This window comes from Pedobacter sp. 22226, from assembly GCF_052045455.1.
Classification (GTDB): domain Bacteria; phylum Bacteroidota; class Bacteroidia; order Sphingobacteriales; family Sphingobacteriaceae; genus Pedobacter; species Pedobacter jeongneungensis.
Map to the genome: position 1 here is coordinate 1 of NZ_JBQEPB010000016.1, position 24187 is coordinate 24187.

Annotated in this window: 16 protein-coding genes; 11 read left to right on the forward strand and 5 right to left on the reverse strand. The window is 40.5% G+C overall.

Annotated features, from left to right (window positions below; genetic code table 11):
- Positions 1 to 443 precede the first annotated feature (443 nt).
- Positions 444 to 2210: a S8 family peptidase gene (locus ACTJKC_RS25190; protein ID WP_440796434.1), complete on the forward strand. Its 1767-nt coding sequence runs from the start codon at positions 444 to 446 to the stop codon at positions 2208 to 2210.
- A 167-nt stretch (positions 2211 to 2377) separates the two neighbouring features.
- Here the strand turns inward: ACTJKC_RS25190 and ACTJKC_RS25195 are convergent, their stop codons facing one another.
- The 4 genes from ACTJKC_RS25195 to ACTJKC_RS25210 form a co-directional block, all read right to left on the reverse strand.
- Positions 2378 to 3157, reverse strand: coding sequence for a polysaccharide deacetylase family protein (locus ACTJKC_RS25195; protein ID WP_440796406.1), 780 nt, complete (start codon positions 3155 to 3157; stop codon positions 2378 to 2380).
- Positions 3158 to 4090 carry a glycosyltransferase family 2 protein gene (locus ACTJKC_RS25200; protein WP_440796408.1) on the reverse strand — a complete coding sequence of 311 codons (933 nt, stop codon included), beginning with the start codon at positions 4088 to 4090 and terminating at the stop codon, positions 3158 to 3160. It abuts the gene before it with no gap.
- Positions 4090 to 5271, reverse strand: a complete 1182-nt coding sequence (locus ACTJKC_RS25205) for a glycosyltransferase family 87 protein (protein WP_440796410.1) — start codon at positions 5269 to 5271, stop codon at positions 4090 to 4092. The genes ACTJKC_RS25200 and ACTJKC_RS25205 overlap by 1 nt, the downstream gene beginning before the upstream one ends.
- Before the next feature lie 105 nt (positions 5272 to 5376).
- On the reverse strand, positions 5377 to 6663 hold the full coding sequence (locus tag ACTJKC_RS25210) for a hypothetical protein (protein WP_440796412.1): 1287 nt from the start codon (positions 6661 to 6663) through the stop codon (positions 5377 to 5379).
- Positions 6664 to 6838: 175 nt separating this feature from the next.
- On the opposite strand from ACTJKC_RS25210, the gene ACTJKC_RS25215 reads away from it, so the two are divergent.
- The 4 genes from ACTJKC_RS25215 (at position 6839) to ACTJKC_RS25230 (ending at position 15545) form a co-directional block, all read left to right on the forward strand.
- Positions 6839 to 9943: a SusC/RagA family TonB-linked outer membrane protein gene (locus tag ACTJKC_RS25215; RefSeq protein ID WP_440796414.1), complete on the forward strand. Its 3105-nt coding sequence runs from the start codon at positions 6839 to 6841 to the stop codon at positions 9941 to 9943.
- A gap of 19 nt (positions 9944 to 9962) precedes the next feature.
- Entirely contained in the window at positions 9963 to 11657 is a 1695-nt protein-coding gene (locus ACTJKC_RS25220; protein WP_440796416.1) for a RagB/SusD family nutrient uptake outer membrane protein, read from the forward strand.
- A 44-nt stretch (positions 11658 to 11701) separates the two neighbouring features.
- A complete protein-coding gene (locus tag ACTJKC_RS25225) occupies positions 11702 to 14104 on the forward strand; it encodes a hypothetical protein (protein WP_440796418.1) in 2403 nt (800 codons plus the stop codon).
- Between the two features lie 472 nt (positions 14105 to 14576).
- Positions 14577 to 15545: a phosphatidylinositol-specific phospholipase C gene (locus ACTJKC_RS25230; RefSeq protein ID WP_440796420.1), complete on the forward strand. Its 969-nt coding sequence runs from the start codon at positions 14577 to 14579 to the stop codon at positions 15543 to 15545.
- A gap of 104 nt (positions 15546 to 15649) precedes the next feature.
- Here the strand turns inward: ACTJKC_RS25230 and ACTJKC_RS25235 are convergent, their stop codons facing one another.
- Positions 15650 to 16279: a Crp/Fnr family transcriptional regulator gene (locus ACTJKC_RS25235; RefSeq protein WP_440796422.1), complete on the reverse strand. Its 630-nt coding sequence runs from the start codon at positions 16277 to 16279 to the stop codon at positions 15650 to 15652.
- 354 nt (positions 16280 to 16633) lie between these two features.
- Here ACTJKC_RS25235 and ACTJKC_RS25240 point away from each other — a divergent pair, with 354 nt between their 5' ends.
- From ACTJKC_RS25240 to ACTJKC_RS25265, 6 genes are all read left to right on the forward strand, one after another.
- Positions 16634 to 17239, forward strand: a complete 606-nt coding sequence (locus tag ACTJKC_RS25240) for an N-acetyltransferase (RefSeq protein ID WP_440796424.1) — start codon at positions 16634 to 16636, stop codon at positions 17237 to 17239.
- 19 nt (positions 17240 to 17258) lie between these two features.
- A complete protein-coding gene (locus ACTJKC_RS25245; protein ID WP_440796426.1) occupies positions 17259 to 18359 on the forward strand; it encodes a M20/M25/M40 family metallo-hydrolase in 1101 nt (366 codons plus the stop codon).
- A 1006-nt stretch (positions 18360 to 19365) separates the two neighbouring features.
- Complete coding sequence (locus tag ACTJKC_RS25250) at positions 19366 to 19443, forward strand: potassium-transporting ATPase subunit F (RefSeq protein ID WP_082035969.1); 78 nt, start codon at positions 19366 to 19368, stop codon at positions 19441 to 19443.
- A gap of 38 nt (positions 19444 to 19481) precedes the next feature.
- Positions 19482 to 21200 (forward strand): potassium-transporting ATPase subunit KdpA, encoded by a 1719-nt coding sequence (gene kdpA, locus ACTJKC_RS25255; protein ID WP_440796428.1) that lies wholly within the window; start codon positions 19482 to 19484, stop codon positions 21198 to 21200.
- Positions 21201 to 21329: 129 nt separating this feature from the next.
- A complete protein-coding gene (gene kdpB, locus ACTJKC_RS25260) occupies positions 21330 to 23357 on the forward strand; it encodes a potassium-transporting ATPase subunit KdpB (protein WP_440796430.1) in 2028 nt (675 codons plus the stop codon).
- Positions 23358 to 23488: 131 nt separating this feature from the next.
- Positions 23489 to 24049 (forward strand): K(+)-transporting ATPase subunit C, encoded by a 561-nt coding sequence (locus tag ACTJKC_RS25265; protein ID WP_440796432.1) that lies wholly within the window; start codon positions 23489 to 23491, stop codon positions 24047 to 24049.
- The last annotated feature ends 138 nt before the right edge of the window (positions 24050 to 24187 follow it).

The following is a 24187-nucleotide window of genomic DNA, read 5'->3' on the forward strand; positions in this document are numbered from 1 at the left end:
GTTCCCGCAGATAGCGTTGATTTCTGTAGAGGCAATTTTCCATCGACCCTTTTCCATCTTCCGTCATCCATTTTACATCTTTCATCATACCTCTATCCCTGGTTATATAGCCCTGATGGAAGCGATATCCCTTTTGGGCAAGATGGATTGCTTATGTTAGAATGATTTCCCAAAAGGATTTAGCGTACAGCAGGACGGAACCCAACCTAAATGCACAGAAACCTGCGCTCCAAAAAAATATACTAAATTCAGTTATATCAATATTTAGCGTATAATGCTGATATGTTCTCACGGATTAAGCAGATCGCTTCCGAAAACTTTGCGTCTTACATCATCCATTTTCCATCTTGCATCAGCTCATCCCCCTTGTTAAAAAATGTAAAATCTTACGTCCTCAAGGTAATAAAACCGTATTATTGTAGCATTACGTACATAATGCTATGATGAACGCTAACCTGAAGAAATTAACTTTTCTTGTTTTTATTTTCTGCATAAGCCTGAGTGCTTTTGCCCAGAATAAAAATGTGCAACTCCCTGCCAATTGGTTTAATTTAGACTTACTGGAGAATGGATATTTTGGTATCAGTACCGAAAAGGCTTATCGTGAGCTATTAAAAGAAAAAAAGCCTAAACAGAACATTATTGTAGCTGTAATTGATGGGGGAGTAGATACCAATCATCCCGATTTACAACGTATTTTATGGACGAATAAAAAGGAAATACCTGGTAATGGAATTGATGATGATGGCAATGGTTATATAGATGATATACACGGATGGAATTTCATCGGATCTAAAAAGGGAAATCTGGAATTTGATAATTTAGAACTGGTGAGGTTATTAAGGATTTACAGGCCAAAATACCAGTCTACCACTAATTTAACCCCTTTAGATAGTACGCAAAAAGAAGAGTTTAGGTTGTATAAAAAAATGGTGGGCGATTTTGGTAAGAAATACGAAGATGCCAGCAATACATTTGCTTTCCTCATTGCCATTAATAAAGTTTTAGATTCTGTAGCTAAAATTAATAAAAAGGAAATGCCAACGCTTGAGGATATTGACCGCTATAAAGCTGATGATGATACGGAAGAACAGGTGAAAACCATTATCAGAAAAGGTTCTAAAGAGGATGGTGGTTTTGATAAATTTTACAAAAGTATAAAAGAAGGGTACAAGCAATATGATGCCATGCTGAAATATAACCTGAATCCTAAATATGATATGCGGGCCGAATTGGTAGGGGATGATTACAGCAATTCTTACCAGAAAGATTATGGAAATAACGATGTGAAAGGACCGGATGCTTTCCATGGTACACATGTATCGGGCATTATCGGTGCCGACCGTACAAATTCAATTGGTATATCAGGCGTAGCCAATAACGTCAGTATCATGGCCATTAGGGTTGTGCCTACCGGTGATGAACGCGACAAAGATGTAGCCAATGGCATCCGTTATGCTGTTGATAATGGTGCAAAGGTAATTAACATGAGTTTTGGTAAGAGCTATAAATGGGATAAGAAAGCTGTAGATTCTGCAGTTAAATACGCTGAGAGCAAAGGTGTATTATTGATACATGCAGCTGGAAATGATAACCAGAACAATGATCTGGAAGAAAATTACCCGAACAAGTTTTTTGATAGCAAAGAAGCTGAAGTTTATAAAGAAGCCAACAAAAAGCCAGCGAAACCAGATTTTACTCCCCCCCGCCCAATGGGACAGAATAACGGAATGGGAATGCGGCCTCCTTTCGAACGATCAGCATTGGTTAAACCCATCGTAATAGATTCGGCAAAATTTGCCCTTCCGCATGCCAGTAATTGGATCGAGGTGGGCGCAAGTGCATACAAAGATGATGATAACCTGAAAGCCGATTTCTCTAATTATGGCAAATATAGCGTTGATGTTTTTGCACCTGGATTTTTAATTAAATCGACAGTGCCCGATAATAAATATGAAGAAGCGGATGGAACAAGTATGGCCTCACCTGTTGTTGCTGGTTTAGCCGGTTTAATTTTAAGCTATTATCCACAGTTAAAACCTGCTCAGGTAAGGGAAATTATTATGAAATCAGTTTCGAAAGTAGCCCACAAAGTGAAGTACAAAAATGAAAAAGGTGAAAATGTTCGGGTACTTTTTAGCGAAATATGTGTGAGCGGAGGCATCGTTAACGCTTATAATGCACTAAAATTAGCAGAGACGTATAAATAAAGTAGATTTTTAGTTTTTTGGAGCGCAGGGCCATTACAGCTATTTAGGTTTGTTCCCGTGCTGCGCTGTATCCCTTTGCTGCGCTTTCGGGGATGCCGCTTCGCCCGGGGCTAAATACTCCTGTAACTGCCCCGAATACCAAACGTTCAAATATTTTTCTTAAAAAACTACCGGGGCAGGTTTTTAATAAACTCCTGAAAAGTTCCGAAGGGATAGTTTTTCGCTTTCATCCACGAAATAAGTGCTTCCATACGTTCGATCATTTTTATTCCAGTATTTTTCCTCACATAACCCGGGAAACCAAAACGTTCAAAATCGTTCAGATCAGTAAATTCCCAGGGGTGAAAATAAATATTCAGGTATTTATCCTTTTTGTAGGTCCAGCTGGCCAATGTTTTGTAAATGCTGAGTGGTAAGTTATGAAATGACAACCAAAATAAAGGGAAACGTATTAACGGACTTACCGATGCCGGGATCTGCAATACATTATCTTTAACAAAATGCGTTCTCGAAATATTAAAATTATTGTACCTTCCGGGCAAATAGGTGGGGTTTATTGAGGTGTTATAAGCATATCCGGCTTTTTCTATTTCTTTTTCATCAACAGGCATCATCCTCGCCATGCGGTAACCTGTAATTTCTTTCCCGGAAAGTTCTTCGAGTTTAAGTTTGGATTGAAGCAGGTGTTCGGGTTTAAAATCTGAATGATAATAACCGTGCGAAGCCAGTTCATGTCCTGTTTCTGTAATCCGTTTAATCAGGTCGGGGATATTTTCGGCAAAAGTAACGGTGCAAAAAAAAGTGGCTTTTACTTTATATTGATCTAAAATATCTAAAATGGCGATGGTACCCACTCTCGAAATGGCAATCTGATCTTCAAATGAAATATCTTTTCCATATTCAAAAGGCATATCAAATTCTTCGATATCAAAACTTAACAGTACCATTTATTTTTGGTGAATATTAGTTGAACGGATAATATAATTAGGACGGTTTTTAGACTGCATGAACATTTTACCAACGTAAATCCCAATTATGCCTAAAATAATAAGCTGCAGTCCGCCAAAAAAGACAATGGTCATAATTACCGATGCCCAGCCAGAAACTTCTACATGGTTTACAAAAGCATAAATAATGTAAGGGATATACAGTACTGATGCAAATGAAAGAATAAAGCCCAGATAAACAGCAGAATATAGTGGTTTTATACTAAACGAAGTTACGCCATGTAAGGCTAACCTTAGCATTTTTTTAATGGTGTATTTGCTTTGTCCCGAGAAACGTGCAGCAGGATTATACCTGATTGCAAACTGTTTAAAGCCCAGCCATTTTACCAAACCGCGTAAAAAAGGCTCATTTTCGTGGAAATTCCTGAAAACACTCACCACTTTTTGATCAAGCAAACGAAAATCAGCTGCGCCAGGTTCTAAATCAATATCAGATAACCAGTTTAAGGTTTTATAAAACAGGTTTGAGGAGCTTCTCTTGCCTTTTGACAGGTTTTTATCTTCTTCCCTTATGGTATAAACCACTTCAAATCCTTCCTGCCATTTCTGTAGCATTTGGGGGATCAGTTCTGGCGGATGCTGCATATCGCAATCCATAGAAATTACACAATCGCCGAAAGCATGATCCATACCGGCTTTTACCGCCAGTTGGTGACCGAAATTTTTCGAAAATTCGAGAAAGAAAATATTATCAGCCGTTGCCGCATAATCCTTAATTTTTTCGAGGGTATAATCGGCGCTTCCATCATCCACCAGGATAATTTCGTAACGGTAATCGATCAACGAAAAAACATTTTTAATACTTTCGGCAATTACGAAAATATTATCGGCTTCATTGTAGGCAGGGATTACTATAGAAACTAATTTATTCATTAATCGGCAATCTGATAAGATTTAAAATCTTCTTTCATCATTTGGTATATTATGGTTAGCCAAATAATTACGCAAGGTAGGGCTTTAAGCGAATATAGACGAATAAATTCTTTAACAGCCCGGGGAAAAATATCGGTTGGTGATAAGCTGGTTAATACAAAAGCAAAAATAAATAAGGCAGTTATCCATCCTTTTTTGGGGTTTTGCTGCACCATAAACCAAACGGCTACACCTGCAAAAGCAATAATATAAGTTGGCGATTCTGACCCGCTGCTGAAAATTACGGTGAAAATCAATGTCGAGGCCAGTAGCATTAACCTAAAACCCAAATATTTGTATTGGTTAATGCGGGTATATGGCAAACCAAACAAGATTAAACCTCCCAATAAAAACGGCATGTTCGGGATGTTGATATTACCTGTTGTCCTTCTAACCATGCCCATTAAAGAAATATCCTGAAAAGAAGTTAGAGAGGCATTCAGCTCATTTTTATGTGCCAAAGAATGGTACCAATCGCTGTATGATTGTATGACAAATGCCGGCGACGAAATCGCCATGGGCAAAGCAAACAACAAAGCAAATGCAATAAAACAGCCTAAAATGAATTTTAACTTGTTTTTGGTGAAAAAGAAAAAGGCTAATCCAACTATCCCGTAAAGTTTTACCAATGTACCAAAGGCAATAAAAAAGGCAGATTGTATTTCCTTTTTTTTGATCAGGTAAGAAAAACTGAGTAATATAATTCCGGTTAAGGCAATGTTGAACTGAAAACTAAAAAGTGCCGTTAATGCCTCATGCGCGCAGATCCAGGCGATAATTGTCCTTTTTTTAAGCGATATAGGTAAGCTGTATATTCCCCAAAGCAATATACATACATTGGCAATATTCCATAATATACAGCCTAAACCGTCGGGTAACAGGGCAAATGGTGCAATAAAAACCGAAAACACCGGTCCGTAATGGTTACTGTCTAAATATTCGGGATAATTGCTGTATAAATTCTGGAGATCTGCGGTATGCCAGTACACATATTTAAAGATCAGGTAATTATTGTACGAATGATGATGATATTGCTTAAAACCGGCAACAACAGCCAGCAGAAGATAAATGGCAATAACACATTCCTTTTTTAAAAGAAATGTGAATACTTTGTTTAAACCGGCGTTTTTCGAAATGTTCATTATGATTAGTGCCGCTAATATAACTATTTTAACAGCTTGCTTAATGATCTATTCCTTTTTGGGATTTGTTTTTCTAAGAGATGATAAAAATTGAATAAGGGAGGATTAAAACTTCTCGCCGGTTGTTAAATCAGCAAGGCTGAAGTTTTTAAAAGAACCTATACCTGCAAAAACAACTTTGAAACCCATTAACTTTCCAATTGGGGTACGATATTTCGTTTTAAAGATTTCCCTGCCGTTTATAAACAGGATTACCTGTTGTTTTTCTACCCTCAGTTTAACCTGGCCACCATTGGTGAGGTCATGTCCAAATTCTCTTAAATCATCTTTTTGACCTGTTTTTTTAACTTCCGAAAACTTGTATGAACCCCAAACCGTACACTCAGGTTTGATGATACTCAGAAAATGTTTATCTCGTTCTCCATAGAAAACAAGATCTACCTGAGAGCAGCGTACCCCTGGTCTTTCGGCAGAAGTAGTAATACCGGCATTGAACTCGAAATTATCGGCACTGATTTGTGTGGGTTTAACATTGGCGAACGACACAAAAAATGTTTTACTCGTATCAACACCTGCATCCAGCGCATCTCTGCTGGTTACGTGATAATCATGCATTGTAGAAAGCCTTTTTAATATCGGATAAACCCTCGTCGAATCATTTTGCATGGTTGCAATAATATCCCAACCTTTGCTTTGCAGGTACACATAAGCTGTATCTATAATGGTATTTTTATAGTATAATAAAGGGAAATACCTTCCCGGGGTTTCGTAATAATGATTTGCTGTACTGTCGCTAAAATTCGATTGCTTTAACCTGCCGTCTCCAAAATCAATCACAAAATTGCTTAATTCATCAGATAGTTTTCCTTTTACACCAAGCTTAAAAATAGCAGAGTGCGGGCTTTTCCCTTCCGGATTTAAACAGACCAGCTTTACATTGCGAACTTCATCATTTTTAAAAAAATAGTAAACACCGGTAGATACGGCTATGATAAAAAAAGCAAATATGAAATAAAGGGTATAATTAGGCTTTGGTTTTACAGGTATTGATGGTGCAGCATGAACTGTACTGTTTTCCCTTTCGGTTACCGGGTGTAAAAGTTCAAATTCGTACCAGTCCCTAAAACCGATAAATTGTGCAAGGGCATCTCTCGTTGCTTTTTGCGGGTAATAACGTGTAGGTTTTTTCAGTTTTCCGAAAATACGTTTTAATGTATTTTCACTTAAATGCACTTTGGTTTTCCGGTGCAGTAAACCACTGAGTTTGATGTAATCGCTATTCTTCCATTCCGAAATGCTTTTTTCACCGATCTGAAGTGCTACTTTTTTACAACAGATATCCAGCTGTTTAAAAAAAACAGAATTTTCAGCCTGTACAAATTCACTATTCATTCGGTTTAAGTGGGTGATTATTAGCTTGTTGTCTTGTTAATAATATTGATAAACATTTGTATAAATGGTTATCGTTTTGGGACTTGAATCATTGCCTAAGTTTATCATAGCAAATGAAGGTAAAAAGTTTCTTCGCTGCAAAACAAACTATTTTTTATAAAACTAACCAAATTTAATGAAAAGAAAACTACTCTTAATGGTGTTCTTCTTGTGCAGTTGTTACGCACTAAAGGCACAAACCAGATCGGTTACCGGGAAGGTGATTGATGCAGGTAACAAAGAAAGCCTGATTGGTGTTACCATTAGTATTCCGGGTACAAAAACGGGTACCACAACCGATGCCAGCGGTCTTTTTAGTTTAAATCTTCCAACCGGTACCGATAAACTTTTGGTTACATATATCGGTTATCAGGAACAAATGGTTTCGATAACCGGCACAAACCTGACCATTAGTTTGGCTGCCGATACCAAAAATCTTAACGATGTGGTAGTGGTGGGTTACGGTACCCAGAAAAAGAAAGATTTAACGGGCGCAATTTCTACCATCAGTGCCGAGGATATTACCGGAAGGCAAACCGCTCAGATTTCAGAGTCGTTACAGGGAGCCGTTCCGGGTGTATCGGTAACGCGAAGTAGTGCGGCACCAGGTGCGGGGGCAACAGTGCAGATCAGGGGCGTAACCACCTTAAACTCAAATGCACCTTTGGTAGTGGTTGATGGGATACCTGTAAGCAGTATGGATCTGGTGAACCCAAATGATGTAGAATCGTTCAGTGTGTTAAAAGACGCTTCTTCCGCATCCATTTACGGATCAAGAGGTGCCGCTGGTGTAATTTTGATTACCACCAAGCGCGGCAAGAACGGAGCTTCAAACCTTGATTATAATTTTGAGTACGCCCTGCAAAAACCTACAGCCTTGCCTGCTTATGTAAATTCTCCTACCTACATGCGGTATTTTAACGAGCAGGCCACTAACGATGGGTCGGCAACCGGACCCTACGCAAATGACTACATTGTAAACTTTGATGCGCGCAGGGCCGCAACGCCAGATCTGTTCCCTTTTGGAAATACCGATTGGCAAAGCCTGATTTTAACCAGAGATTACGCCCCAAGGCAGGAGCATAACCTGAGTTTTACTTCGGGTACCGAAAAGTTAAAAACCAAAGCTTCTTTCGGTTACCAGGATATTGGCGCTTTTTACAATAACTACAATTACGAACGTTACCAGTTTAGGGTAAACAACGATATTAAACTCAGTGATAAATTCAATGCTAATGTCGATTTATCGTTCAGGCGTTTAAATAACCTTTCGCTGGTAAATAACCCATTTAGCGGGCAGAGTCCGATTTACGAAGCGAGGTTAATGCCGCCTATTTATGCTGCTACTTATACCAATGGGGCTTATGCCATTGCAAAAGACGGGCGAAACCCGCTGGCCCAGTTAAATGAAGGTGGAACCACAACAGGGGCTTCTAACCAGTTACAAGGCCGGTTGGCTTTAAATTTTAAACCCATTAAAGATTTAACCTTAACGGCGCAGGTTGCACCTACCTTCGATTTTGACAAGAGTAAAGCCTTTTCGAAAAAAATTACCTACACCAATGCTGATGGTACATCAAGTGCTGCTACCAATACTGCTTTAACCACTTTAAGGGAATCACGTAACGAAACTTACCAGTTAAACAGTCAGTTTTTAGCTAATTACACCAAAAGTTTTAACAATAAGCACAATTTTAGTGCGCTGGCAGGTTTCGAGAGCATTTACTTTAATTACGAAACATTGGGTGCAGGCAGGGATGGATTTGCCTTAACGGATTATCCCTATTTAAGTGTGGGCTCACAGCTTTTGAGGGATAACTTAAGCGATGCTGGGCAAGAAAGCCTTCAATCATTTTTCGGCAGGTTAACCTACGATTTTATGGGTAAATATTATATCCAGGCCAATTTAAGGTACGATCAGTCCTCACGTTTTGCTCCCGGATTCCGTGGTGCATCTTACCCTTCTTTTTCGGCCGGATGGAACATTTCGGAAGAAAACTTTATGAAAAATGTAAAGTGGGTAAGCTTTCTTAAATTAAGGGCTTCGTACGGAACTGTAGGTAATCAACGGATTACTAACCCATATAAACAAAATATACCTAGTTTTTATCCTCAACAAGATTTGCCTCAGAATTATTATCCTTCTCAGGCATCTATCGATCTGTCCAATACCGCACTGTTTTATCAGAACGGCGTATTGGTGCCCTTAACAACTGCGGCCCAAACCATTTATGCCATTAGGGATATCAGATGGGAAACCACAAAATCATCCGATATCGGTATCGATGCCGCTTTCTTAAATAACCGCTTAAGTATTACTGCAGATTATTATAAAAAGAGTACCAAAGATATATTGCTTTCTCTGGATATCCCCTATAATCTGGGTTACGACAGGCCGACTCAAAATGCAGGAATTTTAGATGTATATGGATGGGAACTTGGTTTAAACTGGAAAGATAAAATTGGCGATTTTACTTATAGCGCAGGTTTTAACATTGCCGATGCCAAAAGCAAGATCAATAATATGAATGGTACCCGCCAGGAAATCAACAGTCAGCAGGTAAATATGGAAGGCAGCCAGTTTAACGAATGGTATGGCTATTTATCAACAGGAATTTACCAAAATGTAGCCGCTGCAAACGGGGCCGCTAAAACCAGCTCGGCCATTACCGCTGGCGATATCGGTTATGTTGACCTCGATCATAATGGGATTATCAATGCTGATGATCGTGTTCTGCTGGGTGGCTCTCTGCCACGGTACCAATATGGAGGCAATATCAATATCGGTTATAAGGGATTCGATTTTAGTATGGCCTTCCAGGGTGTGGGCAAAAGATTAAGCCGCTTGAATAATGATGTGGTAAGGCCTTTCCAGGAGCAGTTCGGTAATTTTCCGACCTTGCTCGATGGCAATTTCTGGAGTAAAACAAATGGTGCAGAACAAAATCTTGCAGCACAGTATCCAAGGTTATCAAACACCAGCAGCACAAACAATTATGCCAGTTCCGATTTCTGGTTGATAGACGGATCATATTTCAGGTTAAAGAATGCCACGCTGGGTTACACCTTTAGTAAACAGGCGTTATTAAAAAAAATCGGCCTGCAGTCTATCCGGATTTATGTTGCCGCAAATGATTTCCTCACCAGCAGTAAATTTCCGAAATATGCCGATCCCGAATCTGGAAATGCCAGTTATCCCATCGTTACCACCTTTTTGGGCGGAGTTGCAGTTAAGTTTTAACGGTTCAAAATATTATAAAATGAAAAAGTTATTCATCATATCTATCCTGGCTTTCTGCGGATTTTCTTGTAAAAAGCTTGATTTAAACCCCTTATCAAGTCCCGGTTCTGATAATTTTTATTCAAACCAGAACGAACTGGAGCTCGCTGTAAACGATTTGTACCGTTTGGATTTCTGGACGCCGGTTAAAGAAAGCACTGGCGCCTGGGAAGAATTCTTTTCCGATAATTGTTTTTACCGCGGTGGCTCAGGCGGTAATCCGGTAATTGCCGGCAGTTTATCCTCAACAGATGGTAATGTGCAAACCTTTTATCAAAATTGTTATAAGGCAATTGCCCGCGCCAATACTTTTTTAGAAAGTAAAGACCGTGCCGCATCCAATACACCATTAGCCGTTATAACCAGGCTTGAAGCCGAAATGCGTTTAATAAGGGCTTACCAATACACCAAATTGATTACCCATTTTTGGGATGTGCCGCTCATTTTAAAAACGCAGACCATAGAAGAAGCGAGCAATGTTGGTAAAACCACAAAAGCGGATATTTACAGCTTTTTAAAGACAGAATATGATTTTGCTGCACAAAACCTGCCTCAAAGTTATGGCGCAGCAGTAAAGAGATTAACCAAAGGTGCCGCCCTGGCTTTAAAAGCGAGAACAGCCTTATACATGGGCGATTGGGAAACGGCAAGAACAGCTTCTTTAGCGGTAATGGAATTAAACGGTGCAGGCGCTTATACTTTAAACACTTCTTACGCTGCATTATTTCAAAGGGCTGGGGAACAAAGTGCCGAAATTATTTTAAGCATCCCGCGCGATCAGACCCAAAAGGTATCAAGTGTACCCGATGATATTTTAACCCGTAATGCAGGTGGATTTGCCGCTACCATGCCAACCCGCGAGCTGGTTGATGCTTACGAATGTACTGATGGTAAACCAATTGATGAATCTCCCTTGTACAATCCATTAAAACCATTTGATAACCGAGATCCACGTTTGGCAGCCACAGTGGTGCCTTTTGATAGCTATTGGCTGGGCTATAATTTTAATCCGCATCCGGATTCAACACAGGTTTGGAGCAATAAGTTAGGGCGGAAAGTAACCAATAACGATACCCGGGCAGTTGCACCTTTTGCCACTTTTACCGGTTTTGTTTGGCGCAAAGGTGTAGAGCAGAGCTGGTCGGATACCCATAATGAAGATAATGATGCCATTATTATCCGTTTTGCAGAAGTGTTGATCACTTATGCCGAAGCTAAAGTAGAATTAGGACAGGCAGATGCCACTGTTTTAGATGCCCTGAATAAGGTAAGGGCGAGGGCTTATGGTGTTGCGTCAACTCAAACCGGATCCTATCCTGCAGTTACCACACTTGATTTAACCGAACTCAAAAAAGTAGTAAGGAGAGAAAGAAGAATAGAATTTGCATTTGAAGGTTTACGTTACATGGACCTCATCAGGTGGAAGCTTGCCGAAAAAGCACTTACTAAACCCGTTATTGGCTTACCGGATCCTGCTAACCAGAACAGGGCGAAATGGCCTTTCCCGGGTGTTACACCAATTGATGATGATGGAATTGCCGATTATTCAGGTTTTGGTGCTGATGTAAAAATTCTGTTTACCCGGAGTTTCGATAAAAACAAACAATATTTATGGCCAATACCTGCCGTTGAAGTAAGATTAAATCCAAAATTGACACAAAACCCGAATTATTAAATACAACAGCCGGAACAATACTTCCGGCTGTTTAAAACATACACATGAAAACAAACCTTATATTAAAATTTAGTGCCTTAATAAGCGCTGCCGTTTTTACCGCTCAATTAACCGCTGCCCAAACAAAACCCTTACAGGTAAGTGGTGTTTATCCGCATCTGGCCACATTTAACGAAAGCTGGGATAAGCAAAACTGGCAAATAAAAGGAGCTACTAAAAGCTATGGCGATGGTGGTGAAAATGGTATAGGCGCCATTACGCCCTGGGCAGGCAAACTTTGGATGGTTACCTATTCGCCGCACATGCCCAAAGGAAGCTCAGACAAGTTATATAGTATCGATAACAACCTTAACGTTACCATACATCCCGAAAGCATTGGAGGCACCCCGGCAAACCGGATGATCCATAAAGAATCCAATCAGTTAATTACCAGCAATTATTTTATAGATGACAAAGGTAAAATCAGGGTAATCCCGTTTTCGGTGATGCCCGGCCGGATGACTTCAACCACGCGCCACCTTACCGATCCGGCCAACATGGTTTATTTTTACGACATGGAAGGGATGCTGTACGAAGTTAATGTGCATACACTTGCCGTAAAAAAACTTTTTAATAAACCTGTGCCTGGTTGGCATGGCAAAGGCGCTTATACAGCACAAAAACAATTGGTAGTGGCCAATAATGGTGAAGAAGCTGTTTTTAAACTCACAAAAGACATGCTCGAAGCAGGCGATTTACCAAAAAATGATGAAGAAAAAGGTGTTTTGGCCAGCTGGGATGGAAAAACATGGAAAATAATTGAACGCAGACAGTTTACCGATGTAACCGGACCAGGTGGTATTTATGGTTCTCCAAATGATAAATCGCCGCTTTGGAGCATTGGATGGGATAAACGTTCGGTGATGTTGAAATTACTGGATGGTGGAAAATGGTACACCTATCGTTTACCCAAAGCAGCCCATACCTACGATCACCGTGGTGGTTGGTACACCGAATGGCCACGTATCCGCGAGGTTGGCAACGGTAAAATGCTGATGGACATGCATGGCATGATGTACGATTTCCCAAAAACTTTTTCGAGGAACAACAGTGGGGGGATTGCTCCGGTAAATAGCCATTTACGCTACATTCCCGATTTTTGCAGCTGGAACAACCAGATCGTAATTTCGACTGATGAAACCACTGTTTTAGAAAACCCGATGGCTGGCAGGGCGCAATCTAACCTATGGTTCGGGCAATGGAACGATTTAAAAGACTGGGGCGGTGCAACAGGTTGGGGCGGCGTTTGGGATAATGATGAAGTTAAAGCTAATATCCCTTCAGATGCATTTTTAGTCAATGGTTTTGACAAAAAGGTTTTACACCTTGCTCAGCAATCGGAAGAAGCTATGCGTTTTACCATTCAGACAGACAAAAACGGGAATAATAAATGGGAAAACTATAAAACAATAACTGTTGCGGCCAATAAATATCAGTATTTTGTATTTCCGGCTGATTTTAAGGCAACCTGGGTACGGATCATAACAGATAAGAACTGTATAGCCTCCGCATTTTTTCATTTTACCGGAAAAATGCATAAAAACGAAGATCCGATGTTTAACGCACTGGCCGGGATTAATGAGAAAGTTAAAGTGAACGATAATTTAATCCGTCCTTCAAATTACAATAAAAACCTTCAGGTTTTAAATACAACAAACAGCAATAAACAATATCAGGAAGTTGAGGAGAAATTATCGTTTTTAAATCCTGCTGCCGATAGTACCGCACAAATGGAAAAACTTTTGGCCATAACTAAAAATTATAGCGTTGATGATGCCTCCGTTATTATAAAAGATAAAACCGGCACTTTCCGTTTGCCAAAAGGATCAGCTGAATACGAACTTTTTCCTTACCGCGATAAAAGAGAGGTAGAATCCGAACGTTTTATGATGAACATCCAGGGTACTTTTTACGAAGTTGGCCGCGAATCCGGATTCAGTGCCATCAGGCCAGTTGCCACCCACAATAAAAAGATTACGGATTTTTGCACCTGGCGGGGATTATTAGTGATGAGCGGTACCAGGCAGGGCGCAAATCCAGATGGACACTATTTTGGTAACCAGGCCAACGGATTGTGGTATGGCGGTATTGATGATCTGTGGAAAATGGGTAAACCAGTGGGAGAGGGTGCCGTATGGAAAAATACAGCTGTAAAAGCGAACGAACCATCATTACCATACATTATGACGGGCTACGACCAGAAAAAGGTAAGCCTGACAGCTGATAAAGATGCAGAAATCACTCTGGAGATTGACTTCGACCTATCGGGTTTTCATCCTTACAAAACATTTTCTATCAAAGCAGGAGAAACCATAAATTATGCATTCCCCGATGGTTTTAGTGCACACTGGGTGAGGGCTGTTGCCAATAAAAACTGCCAATCAACCGTAATGTTTACCTATTTCTAGAAAATCCGACAAATTAATTATGATTTATAGCGCTGGTTATTAGTTTTTTAGCTGTTCATAGTTTTGGATAGGCTTTGGATATGTTTGAATCATCACATCACCTCAGTTAATTACTATAATTGTAGCGTAATGAGGTATTAGGGATATCTGATGTACAATGTCTAGGGACAACAAACGCGATCGATGCAGGGGCTTACGCCCTTGCATTTGATTTCAACACTTTTCCATTTCAACTGAATTTAATCGGAAATTAAAAGGTTGCCCTACATCAAACCGTAAATATTTGGTTAGTATTTACAAGGTTTAGTTGATTAATATAAGGCCATGGTGTAATAACACTGTGGCTTTTTCTTTTTATGCCACTCAAATTAAACAATCATTATAAAATTGTTAAGTGTATCGATTTAGTAAAACCTTTTACTAACTTTAAGACACTGAACCAAATAGATCATCAATCTTCCTTAAAAAAACTATGAAGAAACTTCAACTGCCACTTTTCGTGGCCCTGGTGCTCACCTTTAGCGCCTGTAAAAAAGAACAACAAGAGACTGAAAAATTTTCCGGACCAAAACTGAAAGAAAATGTAAATCCAAATGCGGCACTATTAAGTTTTTCGCTCAATAACTGGATGAGCGTACTTGCCGATCAGAACAGCATTGCTACCCTTTCTATCCCAGGTACGCACGATTCTGGTGCTATGATAGAACCCGTTGCCGGTACGGCTAAATGCCAGAACCTGAGCATTGCCGATCAGTTAAATGCAGGTGTGCGCTACCTTGATATCCGTTGCAGGCACATCGACAATGGTTTTGCCATTCACCACGGGGCCATTTACCAGAACCTTAATTTTAATGATGTGCTGAATGCCTGTATCAATTTTTTAAACAGTCACCCAACAGAAGCCATTATTATGAGTGTGAAAGAAGAGCATACCCCATCGAACAATACCCGTTCCTTTGAGCAAACTTTCGACTCTTATGTACAGCAAAATCCAGGCAAATGGGATTTAGGGAATAATATCCCAACCCTGGGCAGTATCCGCGGAAAAATCAGGTTGTTAAGAAGGTTTGGGGCATCGTCATCAAAAGGGATCGATGCTACTGCCTGGGCCGATAACACCACGTTCGATATCAACAATGCCGCTGCCAATTTAAAAGTGCAGGATTTTTATAATGTTAACGATGTAAATACGAAATGGGCCAGAATAGAAACCTTGTTGAACGAAGCAAAAAATGATACTTCGAATAAACTTTACCTTAATTATGCAAGCGGATATAAAGCGGGTATATTCAGTATCCCTAGCATTACTACAGTTTCAAATGCTGTCAATCCAAAAATAACTACCTTTTTTACCAATAATACGCATGGTAAATTCGGTATTATCCCGCTTGATTTTGTTGATTCGGGCCGAAGTCAATTAATTGTAAACACAAATTTCTAAACCTAAACCACTTGATTTATTGGTTCAGGTAAATGGCGGTACATCCAAATGGGGTGTGCCGTCTTTTCAGGCTAAATTAGAATGTATTTATTGTTTCAGGTCGTTTATACCTCCACAGGCTCTTTGTCCGCTTTATTCAATTCTTTACTTCTGATCCTGCTTAAGGTTTCTAATCTCATGCCTAAATAGCTGGCCAGATAGCGTAGAGGTATTTTGTTCAGGTCTATTTTTTTGCTTTCTTCCAGTTTCTGATACCTCCGCAGTGCATTTGGAATCCGTGCCAGGATCGATCTTTCGGATGCCGCGTAGTAATGTAAGGCTAAAAGTTTTCTGCCAACAATATTTGCTTCCTCAAAATTGGCATAAGCATATTCGATCAGCGCATAAGGCACGCGGATCAGTTCACAATCTTCTAATGCCTGCAAATATTCAACAGAGTGGTTGGGCTGAAGATCGGGATGGCGGATAGCCCCGACAATGTTGTTTCCAAAACAGAACCAAGTGGTGATATCTTTATCGCTGTCTTTTATAAATCCCCGCACAATGCCGCTAACAACGAAATAAAGTGCCGCATTACTATCAACAGGAGAAACAATGTGTTTATTTTTTCTAACGGTTAAAAGTGTACACTGCTTTGCATAAAGTGCAACAAGAACTGGAGAAATTGGATGATATTGCTCCATATACTGGATGAGTGGCTTAACAAAAGAGCTGCTGTCGGGATTAGGCGTCATATCATAAAATTTAGGTTAAAAGGTATATACATAAGATATAATGTACTAAAAAATTTTGAATACTCGGGTATATATCTGCTTTAACACTTACTAAGCCTGGCCAGGTTATTCCTGTTAGGTTTAAAATAACATACGATAAATATGAAGAGAAAGTTTTTTGCTTATTTATAATAAAATCCTATTGTGCTTTTTCAAAATGAAATTAAGCCTTTCATTTTGGTAGGGTAAGGAAAGCTTGACCATATTTTTTAAATAAAAATAAGGGCCCCTGAAGTATTTTAACAGCGATTGTGGCAAGGGTAATGATTTGCGGTATTCGATTTGTAATAGGCGCAGCATGAAATTTTAATCATCATGGATAACCAGATCATTTTTGTACGTATCGCCAATCATAACGATGCACCTTACGCAGAAGAAATTATAACAGAAACAGAACAATCGGCCATAGCACGTGGCTCAGGAATCGCCAAAAGAACCGCAGCATCAGTAATTGAAAAAATGACAGCAGGCAAGGCGGTAATTGCCCTAACCAATACCGGAGAATGGGTAGGGTTTTCTTACCTCGAAACCTGGGAAGGCGGCCGTTTTGTTTCCAATTCGGGATTAATAGTTGCCCCAAAATTCAGGAATTCGGGAGTGGCGAAAGCAATCAAAGACAGGATTTTTAAAATGTCGAGAAGGTTGTACCCCAATTCAAAAATCTTTAGCATTACCTCTGGTCCCGCCATTATGCGGATGAATGCTAAACTTGGTTTTCTACCGGTAAGTTTTGCCGAAATTACCCACGACGAGCATTTCTGGGAAGGTTGCAAAAGCTGTGTAAACTATGATATTCTGGAACGCAAGAAAAAATGCAACTGCCTGTGTACAGCGATGCTTTTTGATCCTGAATATTTTATCGATGCCCAGCCTGTGGTGTACCAGCAGACAGAAATTTATCAGGAAGTTGCTCATTCTTAATTATCTAACCACATCAGTCATGAATACCATTAGTAAAATACACCTTACCGAAGGCCCTGATCTTAACCATTTATATCAGGAATCGGTCGAACTTCTTTCTACATTAATTACCATCCCTTCATTTAGTGGTGAAGAAAACCTCACAGCCGATCATATCGAATCTTTTTTAAACCAGCACGGCATTAATACTTTTAGGAAACATAATAATGTTTGGTGCTACAATAAATACATGGATGCGGCAAAACCCACGATTCTTTTAAACTCTCACCACGATACGGTGAGACCCAACGGACAATATACCCGCGATCCTTTTAGTCCGGTTATAGAAAACGAAAAATTATATGGTTTGGGCAGCAATGATGCCGGAGGGCCATTAGTATCGTTAATAGCCACTTTTTTATATTTCTTTGAGCGGAAAGACCTGCCTTTTAACCTTTGTTTAGCTGCTACAGCCGAAGAAGAAACTTCTGGCGAACTAGGTATCCGCGATATTCTGGGCGATATTAAAGAAATTGCCTTTGCCATTGTTGGCGAACCAACCTGCATGCAGATGGCCATTGCCGAAAAAGGTTCGATGGTGATTGATTGTGCTGCTAAAGGCCGATCAGGCCACGCCGCACGTGAAGAAGGCGACAATGCCATTTATCATGCTTTAAAAGATATTGAATGGTTTAAAAGTTACCTGTTCCCGATTATGGATAATCAGCCGCAGCCCGTAAAAATGACGGTGACTGAGATTAAAGCGGGCATTCAGCATAATATTGTTCCCGGCGAATGTAGTTTTACGGTCGATATCCGTTTCGACCATAATTATACCGAAAGGGAAATTGTAAATACCATCATTAACCATACTTCATGCGATTTTACGCTACGGCCAAATGTTTTAAAACCATCTTATATCGATATTCTTCATCCTTTGGTTGTGGCAGGAATTGGTCTGGGCAGGCAAACATACCTTTCGCCAACAAGTTCAGATCAGGGCTGGCTGGATATGCCATCCATTAAAATGGGACCGGGTAATTCTGCCCGCTCGCACACGGCTGATGAGTTTATCGGTGTGGAAGAGATTGAAGAAGGAATTGATATTTATATCAGTTTGCTGGAATCGCTGTCATTCTGAACCTCTGCTAACGCTCGTTTCTAACGAGTGTTGTAATAGGATATCGTTTGCAACGATAAAATCGTATGACTATTTATGCACTCGTTTGGAAACGAGCGCAAGCATGAAAGACCCTGAAACAAGTTCAGGGTGACGGCCCTCTGAAAGTCTCGTCATTGCTGAGAAGGCTTTTTCAGCCGACGAAGCAATGACGACCATATTAAAGGGGCTGTCAATAGTAGTGTAATAAAGGATCTCTAACCGATGAAACACAGAACCCAGATTACACCGTGTTCAAAGCGGTAGGTTTATTTAAGCCATTGCTCAACAAAACAGATTCTTCACTGCGTTCAGAATGACAGTTACCTGGTCTTAGCGTTTCGCTAAGACTAATTTTTTTGCCACGGAAACTCAGAAACACGGAATTAAATGGTAGGTCTCACCCGGAATTGTTAATCGCGGTTGTCATTCTGAACGCAGTGAAGAATCCCTAACCGATAAACACAGAACCCAGATTGTGAGCTAATTTTACATAAAAGCCGCTGGAATAGTTCAGGGTGACGACTTAATAAAATGAGCGTCATCTCCTTTGAAAACGCAGTGGAGCGGAGAAATCTATCTCGAGACAGATTTAGCTTCGCTGAGCACTTCGTGGTTCCCGGCTTCGTTGCACTCCGCTCGAAATGAAGGAATGAGGAGAGGTTTAACCCTGCATGAAAGACGCTGGAACAAGTTCAGGGTGATGACCCTCTGAAAGCCTCCCAGCAATGACGGGTAATTCCCACAATGAAAAAAACCTTTCCAAAATGGAAGGGTTTTTTTCTGCCCAAATTTTAGTAACAAAAAATGTATATATGTAATTAATTGTAAATCAGTTTTTTATACTGTTTCTGCCTTTTGTGGTATGGGAGTTGGCTAATGGCATTCAAAATCATTAGAATCATGACAACACTTATTGTTTTAATCCTCGTTTTGCTCTGCTGGGCTACTTACAAATCAATCGACTGGTTCGAAAAAATCTAACATTATGATCGCATTATTCATTATCGCCATCGCCGTATTTATCTACATGATTTACGTGCTGATCAAACCCGAAAAATTTTAATCTTTCTCCTCAGTGGAGAGCAATTAACAAATCAAAAAATGAACACTGAATTAACAGGCATTATTGCCACCTTCCTGCTTACCCTGGTTATCGCAATACCATTGGGTAAATACCTGGCCAAGGTTTTTGCAGGAGAAAAAGTCTGGACAGATTTTTTAAAACCATTGGAAACCGGTATTTATAAGCTTTCCGGCATTAACGTAAAAGAACAAATGAACTGGAAGCAGCAGATGAAAGCCCTGCTTACCATTAATATATTGTGGTTGTTTTACGGCTTTTTCGTACTCATCTTTCAGGATAAACTTCCCTTCAATCCGGACGGGAATCCTGGCATGACCCCCGATCTGGCTTTTAACACCATTATCAGCTTTGTTGCCAACTGTAACCTGCAGCATTATTCGGGCGAGAGTGGCGTAAGTTACCTCACCCAGCAATTTGTACTGATGTTTCTTCAGTTTGTAAGTGCAGCAACAGGTATAGCCGCTGTGGTGGTATTTTTTAAAGCTTTCAGAGATAAAACAACAACCCAACTGGGCAATTTCTGGGAATTTTTTGTAAAATCAATTACCCGTTTATTGTTGCCATTATCAATTGTTGTGGCCCTTATTTTAACTTTTAACGGTACGCCTGCAAGTTACGACGGGAAAGATAAATTTATTTCTTTACAGGGCGATACGGTAAATGTTTCGAGAGGGCCTGCTGCACAAATGATCGCCATTAAACACTTAGGTACTAATGGAGGTGGATATTTCGGCGCCAACTCAGCACACCCACTCGAAAACCCAAGTTACCTGACCAACATGACCGAAATTATTGCACAAACCATTATCCCATTGGCTATGGTGATTGCTTTCGGGTTTTTTATCCGCAGGAAAAAACTGGCCTGGACCATTTTCGGTGTAATGACGATCGGTTTTTTTATGTTACTCTTACCAACAATAAGTTCCGAATTAGGCGGTAACCCGGCTTTGGCAAAAATGGGTATCTCGCAAACTACGGGCGCAATGGAAGGTAAAGAAATGCGGATTGGTCCTGCAGCTACCGCATACTGGAGTACACTAACCACTGTAATTTCTACTGGATCGGTAAACGGAATGCACGACAGTACCATGCCTTTAACCGGTTTATGGCAATTGCTGGCCATGATGATCAACTCGTTTTATGGCGGTTGTGGCGTAGGTTTATTAAACTACTTTATCTACCTGATTGTTGCCGTGTTTATTTCGGGCCTGATGGTGGGGAGAACGCCGGAGTTTCTTGGACATAAAGTAGAAGCAAGAGAGATTAAAATTGCCGCCATTATTACGTTGTTAAGTCCGTTTTTAATCCTTGCCGGAACAGCCATCGCCAGTTACATTTTTAACAGTCATGGCGATGCTGCATGGGCTGTTCAACCTAAAAACTGGCTAAATAACCCTGGTTTCCACGGATTTTCTGAAATGCTGTATGAAATCACTTCATCCAATGCCAACAACGGTTCGGGTTTTGAAGGATTGGGCGATAACAATATCTTCTGGAATTTATCAACCGGTATTGTGATTTTCCTTGGCCGTTTCCTACCTATTATCGGTCCGGTTGCCATCGCTGGTTTATTGGGTGCGAAAAAATTCATTCCTGAATCGGCTGGTACACTTAAAACAGATACCAAAACCTTTGCCCTGATGACTTTTGCGGTAATCCTGGTATTGAACGCATTATCTTATTTCCCTGCACTGGCATTAGGTCCATTGGCAGAATACTTTACCATGCTTAAATAAATGAGAGTTGTCAGATTGAGCACACTGAAACGAAGCAATATAAAAATCCTTCGACAAGCTCAGGATGACAAACCACAACATAATCTGTGAAATCAATTAAATCTGTGAAATCACATAACAAATAAAAAAATGAAACCCAATAATAAATTGTTCGAACCTGCCTTAGTGCAGACCGCGCTAAAACAATCTTTCATTAAGCTCGATCCAAGGGCGATGGTCCGCAACCCGGTAATGTTTACCGTAGAGATCGGAACCCTGGTGATGGCTTACGTTACCGTGTATTCTTTCAGCTACAGCGGCCAGGGATCACCTTTATATAATTTTTTCATCTTTTTGGTGTTATTGCTTACCGTGTTGTTTGCAAACTTTGCCGAAGCCATTGCCGAAGCAAGGGGTAAAGCACAGGCCGATAGTTTACGTAAAACCAGGGAAGAAACTCCTGCCAAAGTGCTTTTGGCAAACGGAACCATCGAGATCCGTTCTTCAAACCAGTTAAAAAAAGGAGATGTATTTATCTGCGAAGCCGGCGATACCATCCCTACCGATGGAGAAATTATCGAAGGGATTGCTACTATCGACGAATCGGCCATCACGGGCGAATCGGCTCCGGTAATCCGTGAATCGGGTGGTGATAAATCTTCGGTAACCGGTGGTACAAAAGTTTTATCTGATGAGATCAAAGTTCAGGTAAGTACTGCTCCCGGCGAAAGCTTCTTAGATAAAATGATTGCCCTGGTTGAAGGTGCTTCACGTCAGAAAACACCAAACGAAATTGCCTTAACCATTTTACTGGCGAGTTTTACCCTGGTATTTATTATTGTATGCGTAACGTTGAAACCTTTTGCCGATTACGCCAATACACCGATTACCATCGCAGCATTGATCTCACTTTTTGTGTGTTTAATCCCAACCACCATCGGCGGACTTTTATCGGCCATTGGTATTGCCGGAATGGACAGGGCATTAAGAGCTAACGTAATTACCAAATCGGGTAAAGCGGTAGAAACTGCCGGTGATATTGACGTGCTGCTTCTGGATAAAACCGGAACCATTACCATTGGTAACCGTAAAGCCACCAATTTTTACCCAACTGCCGGCATCAACATTAAAGCATTTACCGATGCCTGCGTATTAAGCTCGTTGGCTGATGAAACCCCGGAAGGAAAATCGATTATCGAATTGGCTGCCGAACAAGGTGTTAAATCTGCCGGAACACCAGAGGGATCTGCATTTATCAAGTTTACTGCCGAAACCCGTTCGAGCGGATTGGATACTGTAGACGGAAGAAGGATCAGAAAAGGTGCTTTCGATTCGATCAGGAATATCGTACAGAAAGCCGGAAATAATTTCCCTTCTGATATCGAAAACCACGTAAAAACCATCGCCACCAACGGCGGAACACCTTTAGTGGTATCTGAAAACGAAAAAGCGCTTGGCGTAATAGAGTTGCAGGATATTATTAAACCGGGCATTAGCGAACGTTTCGAACGTCTGCGTAAAATGGGCGTAAAAACGGTGATGGTTACCGGCGATAACCCTTTAACCGCTAAATATATCGCAGAAAAAGCAGGGGTTGATGATTTTATCGCTGAGGCTAAACCAGAGGATAAAATGAACTACATCAAAGATGAGCAAGCACTTGGCAAGCTGGTGGCGATGATGGGCGATGGTACCAATGATGCCCCTGCTTTGGCACAAGCCGATGTTGGTGTAGCCATGAACAGTGGAACACAGGCCGCTAAAGAAGCAGGTAACATGGTCGATTTGGATAATGACCCGACCAAACTGATCGAGATAGTTGAAATCGGTAAACAATTGTTGATTACCCGTGGTACATTAACCACTTTCTCTATCGCGAATGATGTGGCCAAGTATTTTGCCATCGTTCCGGCACTGTTTATTGCGTCGATTCCTGCTTTGCAAAGCCTGAACATTATGGGCTTGCACTCGCCAGAATCGGCAATTATGTCGGCAGTGATTTTTAATGCCATCATTATCCCAATCCTGATCCCTTTAGCCTTAAAAGGTGTGGCTTACAAACCCATCGGTGCAACCGCTTTATTACGCCGTAACCTGTTTATATACGGCATCGGCGGTGTGGTAGCCCCATTTATAGGTATAAAAATAATCGATTTATTGGTGGGGTTATTTGTATAAAAAATCTGTCATGCTGAGCGCAGCGAAGCATCTGCAGGCGATAATGAACTATCTAAAATCCGGCACTGCCTGATAAATTAGAGATGCTTCGTTTCTCAGCATGACAACAATAAAAATTAAAAAATAATAAGATGAAAAAGTACATCATTCAATCTATCCGCTTAACACTTGTATTATTGGTGTTGTTATGCGTAGTATATCCAATCACAGTGGCCTTTATCGGTAAAATGTCTAAAGGAAACGGTGGAGGAGAAAAAATTACCAGAAATGGTAAAGTTGTGGGTTATGCCTTGTTGGGACAATCGTTTACCAAACCAGAATATTTCTGGGGAAGACCATCGGCAGTTGCCTACAATGCAGCAGGTTCGGCAGGTTCTAACAAAGGTCCGTCCAACCCCGATTATTTAAAAGAGGTTCAAACCCGGATTGATACTTTATTGAAATACAATCCTGGGCTTAAAAAATCAGATATCCCTGCTGATATGGTTACAGCATCAGGAAGCGGATTAGATCCCAATATTTCTGAACAAGGTGCGGCTATCCAAATCCAGAGGGTTGCTGCAGCCCGTAAAATCGATGTAAAAAAGGTAAAAGAACTCGTTGCCATGAATACGCTTAAACCTTTTATGGGTGTTTTCGGCCCTTCATCAGTAAATGTGCTGAAATTAAACCTTGCCCTTGATGAACTTTAATAGCAGGACTAAAAAAGTATCGTCATCTCCTTTGGTTTATCAAACTGATTTTTTTGTTGCAAATCTTATTACAAGAAGAAAGCTTAGTAAGCGTTTAAATAAAAGGCAGGGTGAATTTTCGTCATCTCTAGTTTTAAA

Bases quoted from the DNA above. Each gene is read 5' to 3' on its own strand.
- ACTJKC_RS25190 (WP_440796434.1), top strand. From the start codon at position 444: ATGAACGCTAACCTGAAGAAATTAACTTTTCTTGTTTTTATTTTCTGC.
- ACTJKC_RS25195 (WP_440796406.1), bottom strand. From the start codon at position 3,157: ATGGTACTGTTAAGTTTTGATATCGAAGAATTTGATATGCCTTTTGAA.
- ACTJKC_RS25200 (WP_440796408.1), bottom strand. From the start codon at position 4,090: ATGAATAAATTAGTTTCTATAGTAATCCCTGCCTACAATGAAGCCGAT.
- ACTJKC_RS25205 (WP_440796410.1), bottom strand. From the start codon at position 5,271: ATGAACATTTCGAAAAACGCCGGTTTAAACAAAGTATTCACATTTCTT.
- ACTJKC_RS25210 (WP_440796412.1), bottom strand. From the start codon at position 6,663: ATGAATAGTGAATTTGTACAGGCTGAAAATTCTGTTTTTTTTAAACAG.
- ACTJKC_RS25215 (WP_440796414.1), top strand. From the start codon at position 6,839: ATGAAAAGAAAACTACTCTTAATGGTGTTCTTCTTGTGCAGTTGTTAC.
- ACTJKC_RS25220 (WP_440796416.1), top strand. From the start codon at position 9,963: ATGAAAAAGTTATTCATCATATCTATCCTGGCTTTCTGCGGATTTTCT.
- ACTJKC_RS25225 (WP_440796418.1), top strand. From the start codon at position 11,702: ATGAAAACAAACCTTATATTAAAATTTAGTGCCTTAATAAGCGCTGCC.
- ACTJKC_RS25230 (WP_440796420.1), top strand. From the start codon at position 14,577: ATGAAGAAACTTCAACTGCCACTTTTCGTGGCCCTGGTGCTCACCTTT.
- ACTJKC_RS25235 (WP_440796422.1), bottom strand. From the start codon at position 16,279: ATGACGCCTAATCCCGACAGCAGCTCTTTTGTTAAGCCACTCATCCAG.
- ACTJKC_RS25240 (WP_440796424.1), top strand. From the start codon at position 16,634: ATGGATAACCAGATCATTTTTGTACGTATCGCCAATCATAACGATGCA.
- ACTJKC_RS25245 (WP_440796426.1), top strand. From the start codon at position 17,259: ATGAATACCATTAGTAAAATACACCTTACCGAAGGCCCTGATCTTAAC.
- ACTJKC_RS25250 (WP_082035969.1), top strand. From the start codon at position 19,366: ATGATCGCATTATTCATTATCGCCATCGCCGTATTTATCTACATGATT.
- kdpA (WP_440796428.1), top strand. From the start codon at position 19,482: ATGAACACTGAATTAACAGGCATTATTGCCACCTTCCTGCTTACCCTG.
- kdpB (WP_440796430.1), top strand. From the start codon at position 21,330: ATGAAACCCAATAATAAATTGTTCGAACCTGCCTTAGTGCAGACCGCG.
- ACTJKC_RS25265 (WP_440796432.1), top strand. From the start codon at position 23,489: ATGAAAAAGTACATCATTCAATCTATCCGCTTAACACTTGTATTATTG.